This window comes from Mycolicibacter terrae, from assembly GCF_010727125.1.
GTDB lineage: Bacteria > Actinomycetota > Actinomycetes > Mycobacteriales > Mycobacteriaceae > Mycobacterium > Mycobacterium terrae.
Genome location: NZ_AP022564.1, coordinates 2,679,890 through 2,698,467 on the forward strand (window position 1 = coordinate 2,679,890; position 18,578 = coordinate 2,698,467).

The following is an 18,578-nucleotide window of genomic DNA, read 5'->3' on the forward strand; positions in this document are numbered from 1 at the left end:
CGGCGTACCCGGCGCGCCTGTTGATGATGTTTTGCGAACTCAGCGGGTGTGTCCGGAGTGCCCGGGTTGCCCGGGTTGACCCGGCTGACCGGGCTGCCCCGGCTGCCCGGGCGTCCCGCCCGCTCCGGGCGCGCCGCCGGCACCGCCGGCACCGCCGGCGCCGGGTTGGCCACCGGCACCACCAGCACCACCGGCACCACCAGCACCGCCGGCTCCACCGGCCCCGCCCCGGCCACCGTCGCCGCCCTTGCCACCCTTGCCACCTTGGCCGCCCTTGCCGCCTTGGCCGCCCTTGCCGCCGGCACCCGCGGCGCCGTCAGCTCCGTCGGCCCCGTCAGCGCCGTCGGCTCCCGGGGCATGAGCCGGTAAGGGCGCCATCATCCCGACACCGGGGACGGGTTCGATGCCCGCCCGCGCGACCGGACCAACCGCCGGGACCATTCCCGCGACCAGCAGGACTCCCGCCGCTGCGCCGAGGCCGGCGGCGTATCGCGGCGCAGTGTTGTGCGCCCAGCGCCCCCACCCGGTGTGGTGAATCATTCGGCCTGCCTTCCAGATTGAGCCTTCGGATCGTGAAGTCGCATCAGCCTACCGTCGCCGGGCGGGTAGCCCGGGGAAACGGACACAATTGCCAGTTCGATCGGGGCGCGCGTCAGCCGTCGCTGCCGGTGGCCTGCGGCCCGGTACCAGCCTCGGCGTCATATCCCGCTGTCCGCTGAACGCGTTCCACCAGCGGCAATGTCCGCAGCCGGCGTTCGAGGTGCCACTGCAGATGGGCGGCCACCAATCCGCTGGCGTGGCTGCGATGCGCCGCCGTGGAAAGCTCAGCGGCCTCCCAGTCCCCGTCGTGCAACGCCGACATCAGATCCAGCACACCCAGCGGCGGAGTGGTCGCACCGGCCGGGCGGCAGTGCCCGCAGACGCTGCCGCCGGCCGCGATGTGAAATGCCCGGTGCGGGCCGGGGGTGGCACAACGGGCGCAATCGGTCAGCGCCGGTGCCCACCCGGCCACCGACATCGCGCGCAGCAGGTAGGCGTCCAACACCAACTCGCGGGGGCGGCTGCCGTCGGCCACCGCCCGCAGCGCACCGACTGTGAGCCGGTGCAACGCCGTCGCCGGGGCACGTTCGGCGCCGGCCAGGCGTTCGGCGGTCTCCAGCATCACGCAGGCACAGGTGTAGCGGCCGTAGTCGCTGACGATGTCGGTGGCGAAGGCGTCCACCGACACCACCTGGGTGACGATGTCGAGGTTGCGGCCGGGATGCAGCTGTACGTCGATGTGGGCGAACGGCTCCAGCCGGGCCCCGAACTTACTGCGGGTACGACGCACTCCCTTGGCCACCGCGCGAACCAGCCCGTGGTCGCGGGTGAGCAAAGTGACGATCCGGTCGGCTTCGCCGAGCTTGTGCTGGCGCAGCACCACCGCCCGGTCCCGGTACAGCCGCATCGCACCAGTTTCGCATCACCGCAGGGCCGTTTCGAGGACGGTCACCGGCGTGGCACGCCGGATAGTCTCATCACCGATGACCCACCCGCCCGCGGCGCCCGGCACCCGCTTTCCCACCCTCACCGAGCAGCTCTACCAGCTGGCCAGCGGCGAGGTGACCTCCGTCGACCTGGTCCGCCGCTGCCTGCACGCCATCGACGCCAGCCAGTCCACGCTGAACGCCTTCCGGCTGGTGTTCACCGACGCGGCGCTGCGCGGTGCCGCCGAAGCCGACCGGCGCCGGGCCGCCGGGCACCGCGCCCCGCTGCTGGGTGTCCCGATCGCGGTCAAAGACGACACCGACATCGCGGGCGTACCGACCTCGTTCGGCACGTCCGGCTACGTCGAACCCGCCGCCAGCGACGCGGAGGTGGTGCGGCGACTCAAAGCCGCCGGCGCGGTGATCGTCGGCAAGACCAACACCTGCGAGTTGGGACAGTGGCCGTTCACCAGCGGTCCCGGGTTCGGCCATACCCGCAATCCCTGGTCTCGCCGGCACACTCCGGGCGGCTCGTCGGGGGGCAGCGCCGCCGCGGTCGCCGCGGGCCTGGTCGCCGCGGCGATCGGCTCCGACGGAGCCGGCAGCGTGCGCATCCCCGCGGCATGGACGCATCTGGTGGGCATCAAACCGCAGCGCGGCCGCATCTCCACCTGGCCGCTGCCGGAGGCGTTCAACGGCATCACCGTCAACGGGGTGCTGGCCCGCACCGTGCAGGACGCGGCGCTGCTGCTGGACGCGGCCTCCGGCAACGCCGAGGGCGATCTGCACAAGCCGCCGCCGGTCACGGTGTCCGACCACGTGGGAAACGCGCCGGGGCCGCTGCGGGTCGCGATGTCCACCCGTTTTCCCTACACCGGGTTCGGCGCTCGGCTGCACCCGGAGATCAGAGCCGCGGTGGAGCACGTCGCCGAGCAGCTGCGGTTACTGGGGCACACCGTGGTTGCGGGCAACCCCGACTACGGGGTGCGATTGTCGTGGAACTTCCTGTCCCGTTCCACCGCGGGTGTGCTGACCGCCGCGAGCAGCCTGGAGGGCGGCGTCACGCTCGACCCGCGGACGCTGGCCAACATGCGCACCGGCCGGCTGCTGTCCCAGGCGGTACTGCGTAAGGCGCGCGCCCACGAGGCGAAAGACCGGCGCCGGGTGGGGTCGATCTTCCACATCGTCGATGTGGTGTTGGCGCCCACCACCGCCCAGCCGCCGCCGCTGGTGCACGCATTCGACGATCTGACCGCCCTCGAGACCGACCGCGCCATGATCGCGGCGTGCCCGGTGACCTGGCCGTGGAACCTGCTGGGCTGGCCGTCGATCAACGTGCCGGCCGGGTTCACCTCCGAAGGACTGCCAATCGGGGTGCAATTGATGGGGCCGGCCAACAGCGACGGTCTGCTGGTTTCGCTGGCCGCGGAGCTGGAGGGCATCAGCGGTTGGGCGGCACGGCAACCCACACCGTGGTGGCGAACCGACGCCCCTACCGGTCGGTAACGCACCGAAAGGCCTGTCACCTTTGCCTTCTGCGACCTCTTCGACTCTCCGCTAAGCTGACACGGTCGTTTTGGACTTCGTAAATCACGTAACAGTCCAACAGGTGAAAGGCGTCTTCGAAATGGCCTCTCTGTCGTTGACCAGGATTGCTGTCGCAGCCGGCAGTCTGGCTTTGTCGCTGTCCGCCGGAGCCGGATTGGCTTCCGCGAGCCCGGACCTCGGCCCGATCATCAACACCACCTGCAGCTACTCGCAGGTGGTGGCCGCCCTCAATGCGGAGAACCCGGCAGCGGCCGCGGAGTTCAACGCGTCCGGCAACGCCAGTGGCATGTTGCAGATGTTCCTGAACTCGCCTCCTGCCAAACGGCAGCAGTACGCCACCATGATCCAGAGCATGCCGGAGGCGCAGCCGTACATCGGCACCATCACCTCGGTCGCCGGTTCCTGCAACAACTACTGAGCGGATCGTCGCCGTGGGCCTGCGTGACAAGGTCCTGATCAGCGCCGCCGAGCTCGCTGAGCTGCTGCGCGCGGGTGATCCGCTGACCGTCCTCGACGTCCGCTGGAGCCTGGAGGTTCCCGACGGGCGTCCTGCTTACCTGCGGGGTCACATCCCGGGTGCGGTGTATGTCTCGCTCGAGGACGAGCTGTCCGACCACGACGTCCCCGGCCGCGGTCGGCATCCGCTGCCGACCGGCCGCAACCTGGAAGCCGCCGCCCGCCGGTGGGGGGTGCGGCGCACCAAGCCGGTGGTGGTCTACGACGACTGGAACCGCGCCGCGTCGGGGCGCCTGTGGTGGCTGCTGACCACCTCCGGCCTGCGCGACGTGCGCATTCTCGACGGTGGTCTGGCGGCCTGGACGGTGGCCGGCGGCGAGCTGGAAACCGGCGACGTCCGTCCCGAACCGGGCAACGTCACCGTGTTGCCCGAAGACCTCTACGACGGCGTCCGGCCCACGCTGACCGCCGATGAGGCCGGCTCCGGCGCCGTGGCATTGCTCGACGCGCGCGCCCCCGAGCGGTTCCGCGCCGACAACGAACCGGTCGATGCGGCCGCCGGCCACATCCCCGGCGCCAAGAACCTGCCGTTCACCGCCCTGCTGGCGCCCGACGGGACCTTCCTGCCCGACGACGACTTGGACCGGCTGCTCTCCGAACGCGGTGTCGGCGCCGACGACCCGGTGGGGGCGTACTGCGGTTCGGGGATCAGCGCCACGGTGATCGTGGCGGCGCTGGCCGCCACCGGCCGGTCGGCCGCGCTGTTCCCGGGCTCGTGGTCGCAATGGAGTTCGGACCCGTCCCGCCCGGTTGCCCGCGGCGACGCCTGAGTACTCCCATCAGCCCAGGTGGAAGTCCGCCGGGTCCGGGCTGCCCAGCATGGCGTTCATCGTCGCCCGGTCGAACGGCCACAGGTCGACCGCGCCGCCCTCGGTCAGGTACCACGAGTTGCAGCCGGTGTTCCAGACCGTCGGGCCCATCGCCGTGGCGACGTCGTCGTTGAACCGGGTGGTCGCCTGTTCGGTGACCTCGACGGTGCTCAGCTCCCCCGCCCGGAACTTCTCCAGCCACTGCGCGATGTAACGCGCGGTCAGCTCCGAGGTGTACTGCAGCGAGATCGATCCGGTGGGTGAGTTCGGTCCCAGCACGGTGAACAGGTTGGGGAACCCCGGGATCGCCGTCATCCGGTAGGCGCGCGGCCCCTTGGCCCAGGCGTCGTCGATGTCGATCCGGTCCCGGCCGGTCAGCCGCATGGGGCGCATGTAGTTGTGCGCGTGGAATCCGGTCGCCAGCACGATGACGTCGGTGTCCCGGTGGGTGCCGTCGGCGGTGCGGATGCCGCGCGGGGTGACTTCGGCGATGCCGTCGGTGATCAGCTCGGCGTTGTCGGCGCGGATCGCCCGGTAGTAGCTCCCGGAGATCACTTGGCGCTTACACAGCGGCTGGTAGTCGGGTTCAAGTTTGGCCTGTAAGGCTTTGTCCCGCACCTGGATCCGCAGGCAGGCCCGGGCATAGGCCTGCACCGCCCGGCGCCGCCACGATGCACGAGTGGTGACGTCGGTCAGCAGGGCCGACCCGGCGAATGTCATCAACCGGTGAAGCGCCCGGTGCAACGTGGGGAACCGCGCCAGCACCGCGGCCGCACCCGGGAGCTGCCGCAGCGAGGTGGGCGCCCACAGAATCCACTGCGCCGACCGCACGTAGTGGTCGATCGACGCGGCGCGCGGTTGCAGTGCGGAAACCACCTGCACGCCGGTCGACCCGGTACCGATCACCGCGATCCGCTTCCGCTCGGTGTCGAGCTCGTCGTCCCAGCGGGCGGTGTGCACCACCGGACCGGCGAAGTCGGCCAGCCCGGGGATGTCGGGGGTGAACGGGTGGTGCAGAACCCCGGTCGCGCAGATCACGAAGTCGGCAACCAACCGCTGGCCGGCGGCGGTGGTCAGTGTCCAATGCCGGTGCTCATCCCATTCCGCGGCGATCACCTCGGTGTCGAGCCGGATCAGCGGCGCCAGCCCGAGCCGGTCGACGACGTCGCGGTGGTAACGCCGGATCGTCGCACCGGTCGCCCAGGTGTCTTGCCAGTCGGCTTTCGGCGCGAACCCGAACTGGTAGATCTGCGACGGCACATCGCAGCGCAGTCCCGGATAGTGATTCCAGTACCAAACGCCGCCGACGTCGGAGCCCTTCTCCAACACGGTGATATCGGTGAAACCGCGCTCACGCAGGACATGGGCGGTGGTGATACCGGCTACGCCGGCGCCGATCACGACCACTCGGGGTTCGCGGTCGGTCATGACGCCCGCTGACTCCCGTAGCGGCGGCATCGGCTAGCTGCGCAGCTCCGACACCGCGTCGACCAGCAGCTGCCGGGCCCGGTCGGCGTCGACCATCGCCAGCGGCTGCCCGCGCACCGGCTGCGGGTTCGCGGTGACCTGCACCAGGGCACTGCCGAGGTAGGCGGTGAAGGTGTAGGACTCGCGGGACTGCTGCTGTCCGTCCTTGCCGGTGATCTCGATCTCCGAGTGCGAACCCACCGTCTGGGCGTGGTCGATCTGGGGGGCGTCGGTCTCATCCAGGTAGCCGGTGAGCTTGCCGGCCTGGAACGAGACGTGCTTGCACTTCTCGGCGGCCGCGGCGTCGAACGGCAGGTCCTGGTCGGCCTGCATGGCGATCGCGACGAACTGGTTGCCGTTGCCGACGATCGAGACCATCGACATCTTGCCCCGGATGCCCTTGGGCGGGCGGCCGCTGCTGGCCGCGTAGTCGGCGCAGTCCGAGGGGTCGAAAGTCACCCCGGGCGGCATCTTCTGCGGCCCGAGGATCTTGGGGTCGATATCGTTGGGACCCTTGGTCTGGGTCTTGAACTCCGAGCCGAACGTCGATTCGACGTTGAACAGCTTGGTGGTATCGAGCGGCTTGTGGGATCCCCCGCAACCGGTCAGTGCTTGCGCGCACATGATCAGGGCAACAGAGGAGACAACCAACGACTTGGGTTCCGGCACCCCTGGAATGTACCCAATACCGGTTCGCGGCGCAGGTGGCCCACCCCTTTTAAAAGCCCAGCCGGCCCAGCTGCTTGGGGTCGCGCTGCCAGTTCTTGGCCACCTTCACCCGGAGGTCGAGAAAAACCTTGGTGCCCAAGAGTTTTTCGATCTGGGTGCGCGCGGCGGTGCCGACCTCGCGCAGCCGGGCGCCACCGCGGCCGATCACGATGCCCTTCTGGCTGTCGCGTTCGACGTAGAGCACGGCATACACGTCGATGAGATCGTCCCGGCCGTCGCGGCGCTCCACCTCCTCGATCACCACCGCCAGTGAATGCGGCAGTTCGTCACGCACCCCCTCCAGGGCGGCTTCCCGGATGAACTCGGCCATCAAGGTCTCTTCGGGTTCGTCGGTCAACTCACCGTCGGGGTAGAAGGCCGGGCCGACCGGCAGCGCCGCGGCCAGCACATCGATCAGCACGTCGACCTGCTCACCGGTGACCGCCGAGACCGGGATGATCTCGGCTTCCGGGGCCAACTCGCCGACGGCGACCAGTTGCGCGGCGACCTTATCGCGGCTGGTCTTGTCGATCTTGGTGACGATGACGACCAGGGTCGTCTTGGGTGCGACCGTCCGGATCTGCTCAACGATCCAGCGGTCCCCCGGTCCGATGGCCTCGTCGGCGGGAATGCACAAGCCGATGACGTCGACCTGGGCGTAGGTGTCGCGGACCAGGTCGTTGAGCCGCTTGCCCAGCAGGGTGCGCGGCCGGTGCAGGCCGGGGGTGTCGACCAGGATGATCTGGAAGTCCTCCCGGTGCACGATGCCGCGGATGGTGTGCCGGGTGGTCTGCGGCCGGTTGGAGGTGATCGCCACCTTCGAACCGACCAGAGCGTTGGTCAGGGTGGATTTGCCGGTATTGGGCCGGCCGACGAAACACACGAAGCCGGAATGGAACTCGGTCACGAGCCGCCTTTCGCCGAGTGTGCGCCTTGGTAAGCCGGCACCGGTGTGTCGCGTGCGAAAGCGCACACTCGGCGCCCTCTCACCGCCGGCTTGGCCGGTTCACTGCTCACTTGCGGCCTCCTCATCAGCGGGTGGCGCCGGGCTGACCAGAACGGTGCTGATCCGCACCCTCCCCCGGCTGTCGCGACTGCCCTCGGCCTGCAGTCGCAGTCCGTGTGAGGTTACCTCGGCGCCGGGCAGCGGTACCCGGCCCAGCTCCAGCGCCAGCAGGCCGCCGACGGTGTCTACGTCGAGGCCGGAGTCGAACTGCACCCCGTACAGTTCACCGACGTCCTCGATGGGCAGCCGCGCAGAAACTCGAAACCTGTTGTTGCCCAACTCCTCCACCGGCGCCACTTCACCCTGGTCGTACTCGTCGGCGATCTCGCCGACGATCTCCTCCAGCACGTCCTCGATGGTGACCAGCCCCGCTATCGCGCCATATTCGTCGACCAGCAGCGCCATGTGGTACCGGCCGCGCTGCATGTCGTGCAGCAGCGCGTTGAGCGCCTTGGAGTCGGGCATGAACACCGCGGGGCGCATCACTTGGGCCACCGTGGTGTCCCGCCCGCCGTTTGTCGAGTAATAAGTCTGTTGGACAAGGTCTTTCAGGTAAACCACGCCAAGGATGTCATCGACGTTCTCGCCGATCACCGGGATACGGGAATGGCCGCTGCGCACCGCCAGCGACGTCGCCTGGCCGGCGGACTTGTCGCTTTCGATCCACACCATCTCGGTACGGGGCACCATCACCTCGCGGGCCGGGGTGTCGGCGAGTTCGAAGACCGACTGGATCATCCGGCGTTCGTCGGCGGCGACCACCCCGCGCTGCTGCGCCAGATCGACCACCTCACGCAACTCGACCTCCGAGGCGAACGGCCCGTTGCGGAAGCCCCGCCCAGGCGTCAGTGCGTTACCCAGCACCACCAGCAGGCGGCTGATCGGGGTGAGCAACACCGAAACCACGTGCAGCGGAAGGGCTGACGCCAGTGCGATCGAATAGGCGTTCTGCCGGCCCAGGGTGCGCGGCCCCACCCCGATCACCACGAAGCTCACCACCACCATGGCCGCCGCAGCGCCGAACAGCCCCCAATCCAGGCCGAGCACCGCGTGCAGAAGGTACACCAGCAGCGCGGTGGCGGTGATCTCGCAGGCGATGCGCAGCAACACCACCAGGTTGATGTAGCGGGGCCGTTCGGCCATCAACTGGGCCAGCCACATCGCGCCGGGTCGCTTCGCCCGCACCAGCTCCGCGACCCGCGCCGGCGACACGGTGCTCACCGCGGCGTCGATCGCCGCAAACAGTCCGCCCAGACCGATCAGCGCGATCACGCCGACTAACAGCGGTGTCCCGGTCACGGTTCGTCGAAATACCTGGACTTGTCGAGCAGCCGGCGGTCCTTCTCGTCCTGGGTTTCGGCCCGGTAGCTCTCCACCTGGTCGGCGACCCATTCCTCGAGCAGCCGGCGTTGCAGGGCGAACATCTCTTTTTCCTCGTCCGGCTCGGCGTGGTCGTAGCCCAGCAGGTGCAGTACACCGTGCACGGTGAGCAGTGCCAGTTCCTGGCCGAGCGAATGCCCGGCCGCTGCGGCCTGTTCGGCGGCGAACTCCGGGCACAGGGCGATGTCACCGAGCATCGACGGGCCGGGCTCGGGAGCATCGGGACGGCCACCGGGCTCCAGTTCGTCCATCGGGAAGCTCATCACGTCGGTCGGCCCGGGCAGGTCCATCCAGCGCATGTGCAGATCGGCCATCGCGGCGGTGTCCAGCAGCACCATCGACAACTCGGCGCCGGGGTTGACGTCCATCCTGGCCAGCACGAACTTGGCGACGCTGACCAGCTCGACCTCGGAGACGTCCAGGCCTGACTCGTTGGAGACCTCGATGCTCACCGGCGAGACCTGCCGCCCGACGCGCGCCTGGCCGCCCGGTTCATCGTCAGGCCGGGCTCGTTGCGCTCGGCCTCGTGGCGGGAGTAGGCGTCGACGATGTCGGAAACCAGCCGGTGCCGAACGACATCGACGCTGCTCAGTTCGGCGACACAGATGTCCTCGATGTCGTCGAGGATGTCCACGGCCGCCCGCAGACCCGACCTCGCGCCGCCGGGTAGATCGATCTGGGTGACGTCGCCGGTGACCACCATCTTGGAGCCGAATCCCAACCGGGTCAGGAACATCTTCATCTGTTCGGCGGTGGTGTTCTGCGCCTCGTCGAGGATGATGAACGCGCTGTTGAGGCTCCGGCCCCGCATGTAGGCCAGCGGCGCCACCTCGATCACCCCAGAGTTCATCAGCTTGGGAATCAGCTCCGGATCCATCATGTCGTAGAGCGCGTCGTAAAGCGGGCGCAGATACGGGTCGATCTTCTCGCTCAGCGTTCCGGGCAGAAAACCAAGGCTCTCACCGGCTTCCACCGCCGGCCGGGTCAAGATGATGCGCGTCACCTGCTTGGTCTGCAGCGCGCTGACCGCTTTGGCCATCGCCAGGTAGGTCTTCCCGGTGCCGGCCGGGCCGATACCGAACACGATGGTGTTGGCGTCGATGGCGTCGACGTAGCGCTTCTGGTTGAGCGTCTTGGGCCGGATCGTCTTGCCGCGCCGGGACAAGATGTCCAGGGTCAGCACCTCGGCCGGTGACGCGCTGCCGGCGCCCACCAGCATTCCGACACTGTGCCGCACCGTTTCGGGGGTCAGGGACTGACCGCCCGCCACGATCGCCACCAGCTCGGAGATCACCCGCTCGGCCAGGGCGACGTCGGCCGGCGAACCGGAGATGGTGACCGCGTTACCGCGTACATGCAGATCGGCTGCCACCACACGTTCCAGTGCACGCAGGTTCTCATCGGCGGAGCCCAGCAGACCCACGACCAGGTCGGGTGGAATGTCGACGCTGCTACGAACCTGGGGGGCTGATTCGGCAGCGGGGGTATCGCGGGGCGTCACGGGGTTTCCGATACCTGCTTTCCTGGGGGTTCACACGGCGATAAGTCGGACGTCTCAGTCTACCGTCGGTTCCCAGCAGTGCGCCCCGCCTCGTAAGTGCCAAAAGCAGTACTGAAAACGGTACTATGATCTGGTGCCGTCGCTGAACATCACCTTCACCGAGGAGGAACTGGCCGCCGTCCGCGCCGCGGCCGGGGAACAGAACCTCTCGCTGCGGGTATTCGCGCACCGGGCGGTCGTCACCGCCGCCAGCGACCACCGGCGCCGCGTCGCCGAAGCGGCAGCGCTGGTCGCACAACGCTCCGCCGAGTTGAATCGCCGCCTGGCTTGACCGAATTTCTCGACCGCGATGACCTGCTCGTCGCCGGGGCGTTCGCCGTGAGCCACGCCTGCGAAGTCGGGGACTACGGGTTGCTCGACGCCGCAGTCGCCCGGCCTCAAGCCACGGTCTTCGGTGTGGACGCCTATCCCGATCTGTACGCGAAGGCGGCGGCGTTGCTGCAATCACTGGCCCGCAACCATGCCCTGGTGGACGGCAACATGCGCACCGCCTGGGCGTCGGCATGGACGTTTCTGTACCTCAACGCCTGTGAGCTCTCCCCGGACTTCGACGTCGATGCGGCCGAGGTGTTCATGAACGACGTGGCACAGCGCGGAGAGCTGCCGGTCGAGGACATCGCCGCCACGCTGGCATCATTCGCCGTTACGTGAGCGGTTCGTTCAAGACGGGATGGCACCGGGCGGGCGACACTGCGGGTATGAGTGAGGACGCCTTCACCCCCGCCCTGGGACGGCTGGCGCCGGCCCGATTCTTCGACTATGTGGTGGCGCTGACACGCGAGCGGCTGTGGCGGGGACTGACCGTCAAGCATCTGGCACCGCAGCCGGGCGATGCCATCCTCGACGTGGGCTGCGGTACCGGATCGCTGGCACTGCTGGCCGCCCGGGCACAGCCGCAGGCAACGGTCGTGGGCCTGGATCCCGATCCCGAGGTGTTGGCGGTGGCGCGCGACAAGGACACCCAGGGCCGGGTTCGCTGGCTGACCGGGATGGGCGACGCCCTGGTGGACGCGGTGGGGGCGGAGTCGATGGACGCCGTGATGTCCAGCCTGGTGTTGCACCAGTGCCCGGTTCCGGTCAAGCGCGCCGTACTGGCGTCGATGTTCGCGGTGTTGCGGCCCGGTGGCCGGCTGGTGATCGCCGATTACGGATTACAGCGGACGCGGCTGATGCGCACGGCGTTTCGGATCGTGCAGATCGCCGACGGCAAGACCGACACCCAACCCAACGCCGATGGTGTTCTGCCGGAACTGATTTCGAACGCCGGCTTCGCCGACGTGCGAGAAGCCGAGGTGGTGCCCACCATCACCGGGTCGATCTCGATCTATGTCACCGGCAAGCGCTGAACACCCAGGGCGTGCAGCACCACCGCCGGGGTCAGACCCATCATCTCCCGCATCTGGCGGGTGAAGTGAGCCTGGTCGCAGAACCCCGCGATGACCGCGGCCTGCGCCGGCGGCGCGCCGGACTGCAACGCCTCGACGGCCCGGCGCAACCGTGACCAGACCCGCCAGCGGCTCAGCGGCATCCCCAGTTCCTGACGGGCCAGCGCCCGCAGGCGCTGCGGTGAAACACCCACCGCGGCAGCCAGATCCGGCATCGAAATGTTGCTGTCGGCCAGCATGGCCAGGGCCGCCACCAGCCGCGCGTCGACTTCTCGCGACGGTCGGCGACACTCGCCCGCGACATCGTGTTCGCTCAGCTCACCCAACTCGGGGGCGGGGGTGATCCCGGCGCGGTAGCGCCGGCGCAACCGGTCGGCGAACAGGCAGTGCGGCTCGATGAAGTAGGTGACCAGGTCCGGCGTGGCCAGGATGCGGTGCGGCGCCATCGGTGACACGACCAGCGCGGCAGCTTGGTGGCGGGTTCCGGAGACGTCCACCATCGCGAGTTCGCCACGCCCGGCGACCACGATCTGGAAGGCGCCGTGGCGGTGGATCGGGCCGCCGTCGCCCACCGGGCCGCGATACACCGCGTAGCCGTCGTCGATGACCAGCGACGACGCCGGATCCCGCCGGTGCACCACCGGCCTCAACCCCAGCGCGGGGTCAGCACCCCCAGCGCGCCCAGCGCGACCGCGGCCGCGGTCGAGGTGCGCAGCACGGTGGGTCCCAGCCGAGCCATGACGGCCCCGGCGCCGGTCAGCGCCGTCAGCTCCGCGTCGGTGATACCGCCCTCCGGGCCGACCACCACGGCCAATGCCGGCGCTGCGGACACGGTCGCGCCCGGCAGCCCGGCAGCGGCCGCATCGTGCAGCACCAGCACCGTCGTACCGGCGGCGACCTGCTCTGCTACCCAGGACACCAGCTCGGCAGTGCCGAGCACCCCGTCCACCGGCGGCACCCGAGCGCGACGGGATTGTCCGGCCGCCGCCCGGGCCACCGACCGCCACCGCCGCAGACCCTTCTCGGCCCGCGGGCCGTCCCAGCGGGCCACGCAGCGGTCGGCCTGCCAGGCCAGGAACGCGTCGGCGCCGGCCTCGGTGGCCAGCTCGACCGCCAGCTCGGAGCGGTCGGCTTTGGGCAGGGCCTGCACCACGGTCACCGGCGGCACGGGCGCCTCGACCGTCCGGCGCTGCAGCACCCGGGCCCGCAAACCGCCCCGGTCGGCCGTCTCGACCCGACATTCGGCCAGCACGCCGGCGCCGTCACCCAGCGTCAGTTCCTCCCCGGGCCGGATGCGGCGCACCGTCGCGGCGTGGAAGCCGGCGTCGCCTCCGACGTCGGCCAGCGCACCCACTTCGGGCAGCGTCTCGACGTAGAACAGGCCGGCCAAGTCTCAGCGGCCGCTGAACGTTTCGCGCAGCCGGCTGAACAGCCCGCCGCCGTGCGGGGCGTGTGCCGAGCGGACCTCGGCGGTCTCGCGTTCCCGGTGCTGCTTGAAGGTGCGCAGCAGTTCGATGTCGTGGTTGTCCAGACGCTCGGGCACCACCACCTCGATGTGGGCGTGCAGGTCACCGCGCGCACCGGACCGCAGTTGCGGCATGCCGTGGCCGCGCAGCGCGATGGTCGCCCCGGGCTGGGTTCCGGGCGGGATGGTGATGTCGGTGGGGCCGTCGAGGATCGCGTCGACGGCCACCGTGGTGCCCAGCGCCGCGTCGACCATCGGCACCGAGATATGGCAGTGCAGGTCGTCGCCGTCGCGGGCGAAGATCTCGTGGAGCTGCTCGTGCACCTCGACATAGAGGTCACCGGCCGGACCACCACCGGACCCGACCTCGCCCTGAGCGGCCAGCCGGACCCGCATCCCGTCACCGACACCGGCGGGGATCTTCACGCTGATATCGCGGCGGGCCCGCACCCGGCCGTCGCCGCCGCACTGGTGACACGGATCCGGGATCACCTCACCGACCCCGCGGCAGGTCGGACACGGCCGCGACGTCATCACCTGACCGAGCAGCGACCGCTGCACGGTCTGCACCTCACCGCGGCCGTGGCAGGTGTCGCAGGCCATCGGTCGGGAATCGCCGTGGGTGCCGCGCCCCTGGCAGCGATCACAGAGCACCGCGGTGTCGACGGTGACCTGTTTGGTCACACCGGTCGCGCATTCGTTGAGGTCCAGGCGCATCCGCAGCAGCGAGTCCGACCCCGGCCGGACCCGTCCGATCGGTCCGCGGGAGGCCGCGCCGCCGCCGAAGAAGGCCTCGAAGACGTCCCCGAGGCCGCCGAATCCCGAGCCGCCTCCGAATCCGCCGAACCCGTTGCCGCCGCCGTTCTCCAGCGGGTCACCGCCGAGGTCGACGATGCGACGCTTCTCCGGATCGGACAGCACCTCGTAGGCGGCGCTGATCTCCTTGAACTTGGCCTGCGCCGCCTCGTCGGGGTTGACATCGGGATGGTATTTGCGAGCCAGCTTGCGGTATGCGCGCTTGAGCTCCGTGTCGCTGACGCCCTTATCGACGCCCAGCAGTCCGTAATAATCGCGTGCCACGCCTGACCTTTCCCAACTTCTTCCGGCCGGAGATTATCGGGCCCCGAGCACTTCACCGATGTACATTGCAACCGCAGCGACACTGGCGATAGTTCCCGGATAGTCCATCCGGGTGGGGCCCAGCACCCCCATCCCCCCGTAGACGGTGCCCTGCGAACCGTATGCGGTGGACACCACCGAGGCGCCGGCCATCTCCTGCGCCTCGGTCTCGTGACCGATGCGCACCGTGACTTTACCGGCTTCCTGCTGCACTGCCAGTAGCCGCAGCACCACGACCTGCTCTTCGAGCACTTCCAGGACCGAACGCAGCGAATCGCCGAAGTCGGCGGCGTTGCGGGTCAGGTTGGCGGTGCCGCCCAGCAGCAGGCGCTCCTCGCGGTGCTCGACCAGCGATTCCAGCAGCACCGTCGCCGACCGCCCGAGCGCGTTGGCCAGGCCGGGGGAAAGCCCGCTGCGCCCGTCCAGGTGCCCGGCGAGCTCGGCGACGGCGGTGGAGGCCGCCGAGATCCGCTTGCCCTCCAGGGCGGCGCCGAGCAGCTCACGCAGCTGGCTGAGCTGGTGGTCGTCGATGGTGTCCCCGAGTTCGACGATGCGCTGGTCGACCCGGCCGGAGTCGGTGATGACGACCAGCAGCAGCCGCGCCGGGGTGAGCGCGATCACCTCGAGGTGACGCACCGTCGACACCGACAGGGTCGGGTACTGCACGACGGCCACCTGGCGGGTCAGCTGGGCCAGGGTGCGAACCGCGCGGCGCAGCACGTCGTCGAGGTCGACACCGGAGTCCAGAAACGACAGGATCGCCCGGCGCTCCGCGGCCGACAGCGGTTTGACCTCGTCGATGCGGTCGACGAATTCCCGGTAGCCCTTCTCGGTGGGCACCCGCCCCGAACTGGTGTGCGGCTGGGCGATGTAGCCCTCGGCCTCCAGCACCGCCATGTCGTTGCGCACGGTGGCCGAGGACACCCCGAGGTTGTGCCGCTCGACCAGGGCTTTGGACCCGATCGGTTCCTTGGTCGCGACGAAGTCCGCGACGATGGCGCGCAGCACCTCGAAGCGTCGATCATCAGCCACACTCATAGGCACTAGATTACGTTCTGGGTTATCTCCTGGCGCGAACGTGCGTGTTTGCACACTGACACGCCGTGATTTCTGTACATCTCCGCACGCTGGCGCGGAAGAGAGGACTGGGATGTCCGACTTTCCCTACACCGACCGGTTCACCGTCAATCGCGTGCTACCGGAGCGGGGCCGGCCACGTGAGGAGGTGCTCACCGAGCTGCGGGAGATGGCGCAGGCCGAAGATCTCACTTGGGAGACCGGCAGGGTGTCCGGGACCATGTACTGCGGCGACCACGAGCACTACCGCTTCCTGGACGAGGCGTTCGGGCTGTTCGCCCACGTCAATGTGTTGCAGCGCGACATCTGCCCGTCGGCGACCAAGTTCGAGGGCGAGATCATCGCGATGGCCCTGGACCTGATGCACGCCGACGCCATCACCGACGGCGAGCCGGCCGGGTTGGTCACCACCGGCGGCACCGGCAGCATCATCCACGCCCTGCTGGCCTACCGCGAGCACGCCGCCAAGCACCGCGGCCTTCCCCGGGGCGGAGCCCGCCCGAACTTCATCAAGCCCGAGACCGGCCACCCGGCGTTCGACAAGGGTTGTCACCTGTTCGGCATCGAAATCCGCCGGGCGCCGATCGACCCGCAGACCACCGGAGTCGACGTCGACTGGGTGGCCGACAACATCGACGAGAACACCATCGCGATCATGGGGTCGGCCTGTAACTACGGCTACGGCACGGTCGACCCGATCCCGCAGCTGGGAGAGCTGGCCTCCGAGCGCGGCGTTGGTCTGCACGTCGACGGCTGCCTGGGCGGGTTCGTGCTGCCCTTCGCCCACGAACTGGGTTATGACGTCCCGTTGTTCGACTTCCGGGTTCCCGGTGTCACCAGCATCTCCGCGGACAACCACAAGTACGGCTACGCGTTGAAGGGCGCCTCCACCCTGCTGTTCCGCGACAAGGCCTACCGCAACGCGCAGTACTTCTTCCTGCCGGACTGGAGCGGCGGGAAGTACATGTCGCCGGGCATCGAAGGGTCCCGCTCGGGTGGGCTGATCGCCGCCGCGTGGGCCTCGATGGTGCAGCTGGGCCGCGAGGGATATCGCAACTACGCCAAGCAGATCCTTGAGACCGCGTCGGTGATGAAGGACGCGGTGCGCAGCCATCCGGAGCTGACGATTTTGGGTTCGCCGACGTTCTGCTTCAGCTTCCGCTCCGACGAATTCGACATCTACCACGTCGCCGACGCCATGAAGCCCAAGGGCTGGCGGTTCAACGGCCAGCAGTACCCCAACGCCATCCACATGGCCGTCACCCGGCCGCAGACGCAGCCCGGCGTGGCCGAAGCCTTCGCCACCGACCTCGACGACGCCGTGGAGTACGCCAAGAAGAAGACCGCCGCCGGCGAGGCGCCGATCAGCGCCGCGGTCTATGGCGGCGTGCCGGGCGGGATGACCGATGAGGCAGCCCACTTCATCGAGGGGTTCATGGAGCAGATACTCGACACCCAGCAGTCGCTGCCCCCCGGTTCGTGACGCCGCGCCGACGACGATGCAGAGCGCCAGCGATGCCGAGGAGCGCTGCCGGATGAACCCCGCGGATCGCGTCGTCCTGGCCGTCGACCTGGGCACCGGCGGCCCCAAGGTCGGGTTCGTGGCGCTGGACGGCACCGTGCTGTGGTCGGACCTCTTCGCGGTCCCGACCAACTACGGGCCGGGCGGGGCGGCGACCCAGGACGCCGGTCTGTGGTGGGCGATCATCCGCGACGCCACGCGGCGTGGGCTCGCCGAAAGCGGGTTGCACGGCGATCAGGTGGCCGGGGTCGCCATCACCGGGCAGTGGGCCAGCACGGTCCCGGTCGGCGCCGACGGCCGTCCGGTGGGTCCGTGCGTGATGTGGATGGACACCCGCGGGGCCCCCTACAGCCGCACGACGTTCGGCGGGCGCCTGCAGGGCTACCGGCCGCGGGCACTGCTCAGTTGGCTGCGCCGAAACGGCGGCATCCCGACTCCGAGCGGCGACGACCCGGTCGGGCACATGCTGCATCTGCAACACGGCGACCCGGCGGGGTCCGGCGCGGCACGGTGGTTCCTGGAGCCGGTGGACTACCTGAGCATGTGTTTCACCGGCCGTGCCGCGGCGTCGCGGGCCTCGATGATGGGCGCCTGGCTCACCGACAACCGCAACCTGGCCGTGCTCGACTACGACGACGTGCTGGTGCGACTTGCCGGCGTCGACAGGGCGAAACTGCCGCCGCTGGTGCCGACCGGTTCGATCATCTCCCCGGTGGCACCGGCGGTCGCCGCCGAACTCGGCATCTCGCCTGCGGCACAGGTGGTCACCGGCACCCCGGACCTGCACAGCGCGGCGGTGGGTTCCGGCGCGGTGCGGCAGGGCGAGCTGCACCTGACCATCAGCACCACGTCGTGGATCAGCTGCCCGGTGGCGGTCAAGAAGACCGATGCGTTCCACCAGCTCGCCACGGTGCCGGGCCTCGACCCGTCGAGCTACCTGCTGGTCAACAATCAGGACACCGCCGGCCGGGCGCTGCAATGGTTGCGCGACAACATCTTCGACGATCTGGACTACGACGCGCTGACCGCCCTGGCCGCCGGTGCGCCGGCCGGGTCGAACGGGATCATCTTCACCCCGTGGCTCAAAGGCGAACACTCCCCCATCGACGACCGCAATGCGCGCGGCGGCTTCCACAATCTGTCGCTGGACACCACTCGCGCCGATCTGGTGCGTGCGGTGCTCGAAGGGGTGGCCTACAACAGCCGCTGGCTGCTCGACTGTGTGAACCGGTTCACCGGCAATGACGGACCGATCCGGATCGTCGGCGGCGGGGCCCGCTCAGACCTGTGGTGCCAGATCATCGCCGACGTGTGCGGGCGCACCTGCGAACGGGTGGCCGACCCGCTCAACGCGCAGTTGCGCGGTGCGGCGTTGTTCGCCGGTATCGGGATGGGGGTATTGGAGCGCGATGAGCTGCGTGATCTGATCCCGCTCGACGGCGTCTTCGAGCCGATCGCGGCGAACCGCGCGGTCTATGACCGGCTCTTCGCCGAGTTCCCCGGGCTCTACAAGACGCAGAAGGGCATGTTCGCCCGACTGGCACGCTAG

20 protein-coding genes are annotated in these 18,578 nt (G+C 69.3%); 8 read left to right on the forward strand and 12 right to left on the reverse strand.

Annotated elements, in window-relative coordinates:
* Positions 1-39 precede the first annotated feature (39 nt).
* Positions 40-540: a hypothetical protein gene (locus G6N23_RS22410; RefSeq protein ID WP_268876944.1), complete on the reverse strand. Its 501-nt coding sequence runs from the start codon at positions 538-540 to the stop codon at positions 40-42.
* Between the two features lie 112 nt (positions 541-652).
* A complete protein-coding gene (recO, locus tag G6N23_RS12860; protein WP_085259692.1) occupies positions 653-1,447 on the reverse strand; it encodes a DNA repair protein RecO in 795 nt (264 codons plus the stop codon).
* Positions 1,448-1,523: 76 nt separating this feature from the next.
* Between recO and G6N23_RS12865 the strand changes: the two genes are divergently transcribed.
* The 3 genes from G6N23_RS12865 to G6N23_RS12875 all read left to right on the forward strand — a co-directional run bounded on the left by G6N23_RS12865 (position 1,524) and on the right by G6N23_RS12875 (position 4,300).
* Positions 1,524-2,972: an amidase gene (locus G6N23_RS12865; RefSeq protein WP_085259691.1), complete on the forward strand. Its 1,449-nt coding sequence runs from the start codon at positions 1,524-1,526 to the stop codon at positions 2,970-2,972.
* Between the two features lie 121 nt (positions 2,973-3,093).
* Positions 3,094-3,432: a hemophore-related protein gene (locus tag G6N23_RS12870; protein ID WP_065024088.1), complete on the forward strand. Its 339-nt coding sequence runs from the start codon at positions 3,094-3,096 to the stop codon at positions 3,430-3,432.
* Positions 3,433-3,445: 13 nt separating this feature from the next.
* Complete coding sequence (locus G6N23_RS12875) at positions 3,446-4,300, forward strand: sulfurtransferase (protein WP_085259690.1); 855 nt, start codon at positions 3,446-3,448, stop codon at positions 4,298-4,300.
* 9 nt (positions 4,301-4,309) lie between these two features.
* On the opposite strand, the gene G6N23_RS12880 is transcribed toward G6N23_RS12875, so the two are convergent.
* The 6 genes from G6N23_RS12880 to G6N23_RS12905 all read right to left on the reverse strand — a co-directional run bounded on the left by G6N23_RS12880 (position 4,310) and on the right by G6N23_RS12905 (position 10,401).
* The gene (locus tag G6N23_RS12880; RefSeq protein ID WP_085259689.1) at positions 4,310-5,767 is read right to left on the reverse strand and encodes a flavin-containing monooxygenase; all 1,458 of its coding nucleotides are present in this window, start codon (positions 5,765-5,767) and stop codon (positions 4,310-4,312) included.
* A 33-nt stretch (positions 5,768-5,800) separates the two neighbouring features.
* Positions 5,801-6,475: a DUF5642 family protein gene (locus G6N23_RS12885; protein ID WP_165758668.1), complete on the reverse strand. Its 675-nt coding sequence runs from the start codon at positions 6,473-6,475 to the stop codon at positions 5,801-5,803.
* A gap of 49 nt (positions 6,476-6,524) precedes the next feature.
* Positions 6,525-7,421 carry a GTPase Era gene (era, locus tag G6N23_RS12890; RefSeq protein ID WP_085259688.1) on the reverse strand — a complete coding sequence of 299 codons (897 nt, stop codon included), beginning with the start codon at positions 7,419-7,421 and terminating at the stop codon, positions 6,525-6,527.
* 99 nt (positions 7,422-7,520) lie between these two features.
* On the reverse strand, positions 7,521-8,819 hold the full coding sequence (locus G6N23_RS12895; protein ID WP_085259687.1) for a hemolysin family protein: 1,299 nt from the start codon (positions 8,817-8,819) through the stop codon (positions 7,521-7,523).
* Positions 8,816-9,352 (reverse strand): rRNA maturation RNase YbeY, encoded by a 537-nt coding sequence (gene ybeY / locus G6N23_RS12900; protein ID WP_085259686.1) that lies wholly within the window; start codon positions 9,350-9,352, stop codon positions 8,816-8,818. Before ybeY ends, G6N23_RS12895 begins: the two co-directional genes overlap by 4 nt.
* Complete coding sequence (locus G6N23_RS12905; RefSeq protein WP_085259685.1) at positions 9,349-10,401, reverse strand: PhoH family protein; 1,053 nt, start codon at positions 10,399-10,401, stop codon at positions 9,349-9,351. The genes ybeY and G6N23_RS12905 overlap by 4 nt, the downstream gene beginning before the upstream one ends.
* A 133-nt stretch (positions 10,402-10,534) precedes the next feature.
* Between G6N23_RS12905 and G6N23_RS12910 the strand changes: the two genes are divergently transcribed.
* The 3 genes from G6N23_RS12910 to G6N23_RS12920 are packed head-to-tail and all read left to right on the forward strand — an operon-like array spanning position 10,535 to position 11,807.
* Positions 10,535-10,732, forward strand: a complete 198-nt coding sequence (locus G6N23_RS12910; RefSeq protein WP_085259684.1) for an antitoxin Phd — start codon at positions 10,535-10,537, stop codon at positions 10,730-10,732.
* Positions 10,729-11,112 carry a type II toxin-antitoxin system death-on-curing family toxin gene (locus G6N23_RS12915; RefSeq protein WP_085259683.1) on the forward strand — a complete coding sequence of 128 codons (384 nt, stop codon included), beginning with the start codon at positions 10,729-10,731 and terminating at the stop codon, positions 11,110-11,112. The genes G6N23_RS12910 and G6N23_RS12915 overlap by 4 nt, the downstream gene beginning before the upstream one ends.
* Positions 11,113-11,159: 47 nt before the next feature.
* Complete coding sequence (locus G6N23_RS12920; RefSeq protein WP_085259701.1) at positions 11,160-11,807, forward strand: class I SAM-dependent methyltransferase; 648 nt, start codon at positions 11,160-11,162, stop codon at positions 11,805-11,807.
* Here G6N23_RS12920 and G6N23_RS12925 read toward each other — a convergent pair.
* The 4 genes from G6N23_RS12925 to hrcA are packed head-to-tail and all read right to left on the reverse strand — an operon-like array spanning position 11,786 to position 15,468.
* Positions 11,786-12,487, reverse strand: coding sequence for a helix-turn-helix domain-containing protein (locus G6N23_RS12925; RefSeq protein WP_085259682.1), 702 nt, complete (start codon positions 12,485-12,487; stop codon positions 11,786-11,788). The two genes, G6N23_RS12920 and G6N23_RS12925, sit on opposite strands and share 22 nt — an antisense overlap.
* Positions 12,488-12,492: 5 nt before the next feature.
* Complete coding sequence (locus G6N23_RS12930) at positions 12,493-13,236, reverse strand: 16S rRNA (uracil(1498)-N(3))-methyltransferase (RefSeq protein ID WP_085259681.1); 744 nt, start codon at positions 13,234-13,236, stop codon at positions 12,493-12,495.
* 3 nt (positions 13,237-13,239) lie between these two features.
* Positions 13,240-14,391 carry a molecular chaperone DnaJ gene (dnaJ, locus tag G6N23_RS12935; RefSeq protein WP_085259680.1) on the reverse strand — a complete coding sequence of 384 codons (1,152 nt, stop codon included), beginning with the start codon at positions 14,389-14,391 and terminating at the stop codon, positions 13,240-13,242.
* 33 nt (positions 14,392-14,424) lie between these two features.
* The gene (gene hrcA / locus G6N23_RS12940) at positions 14,425-15,468 is read right to left on the reverse strand and encodes a heat-inducible transcriptional repressor HrcA (protein ID WP_085259679.1); all 1,044 of its coding nucleotides are present in this window, start codon (positions 15,466-15,468) and stop codon (positions 14,425-14,427) included.
* A 112-nt stretch (positions 15,469-15,580) separates the two neighbouring features.
* On the opposite strand from hrcA, the gene G6N23_RS12945 reads away from it, so the two are divergent.
* Entirely contained in the window at positions 15,581-16,990 is a 1,410-nt protein-coding gene (locus G6N23_RS12945) for a pyridoxal phosphate-dependent decarboxylase family protein (protein WP_085259678.1), read from the forward strand.
* 52 nt (positions 16,991-17,042) lie between these two features.
* Positions 17,043-18,578, forward strand: a complete 1,536-nt coding sequence (locus G6N23_RS12950) for a xylulokinase (protein ID WP_234808502.1) — start codon at positions 17,043-17,045, stop codon at positions 18,576-18,578.

Excerpts from the sequence above, each read along its gene's own strand:
- G6N23_RS12880 (WP_085259689.1), bottom strand. The coding sequence starts at position 5,767 with ATGACCGACCGCGAACCCCGAGTGGTCGTGATCGGCGCCGGCGTAGCC.
- G6N23_RS12950 (WP_234808502.1), top strand. The coding sequence starts at position 17,043 with ATGAACCCCGCGGATCGCGTCGTCCTGGCCGTCGACCTGGGCACCGGC.
- G6N23_RS12945 (WP_085259678.1), top strand. The coding sequence starts at position 15,581 with ATGTCCGACTTTCCCTACACCGACCGGTTCACCGTCAATCGCGTGCTA.
- G6N23_RS12870 (WP_065024088.1), top strand. The coding sequence starts at position 3,094 with ATGGCCTCTCTGTCGTTGACCAGGATTGCTGTCGCAGCCGGCAGTCTG.
- G6N23_RS12865 (WP_085259691.1), top strand. The coding sequence starts at position 1,524 with ATGACCCACCCGCCCGCGGCGCCCGGCACCCGCTTTCCCACCCTCACC.
- G6N23_RS22410 (WP_268876944.1), bottom strand. The coding sequence starts at position 540 with ATGATTCACCACACCGGGTGGGGGCGCTGGGCGCACAACACTGCGCCG.
- recO (WP_085259692.1), bottom strand. The coding sequence starts at position 1,447 with ATGCGGCTGTACCGGGACCGGGCGGTGGTGCTGCGCCAGCACAAGCTC.
- G6N23_RS12920 (WP_085259701.1), top strand. The coding sequence starts at position 11,160 with ATGAGTGAGGACGCCTTCACCCCCGCCCTGGGACGGCTGGCGCCGGCC.
- hrcA (WP_085259679.1), bottom strand. The coding sequence starts at position 15,468 with ATGAGTGTGGCTGATGATCGACGCTTCGAGGTGCTGCGCGCCATCGTC.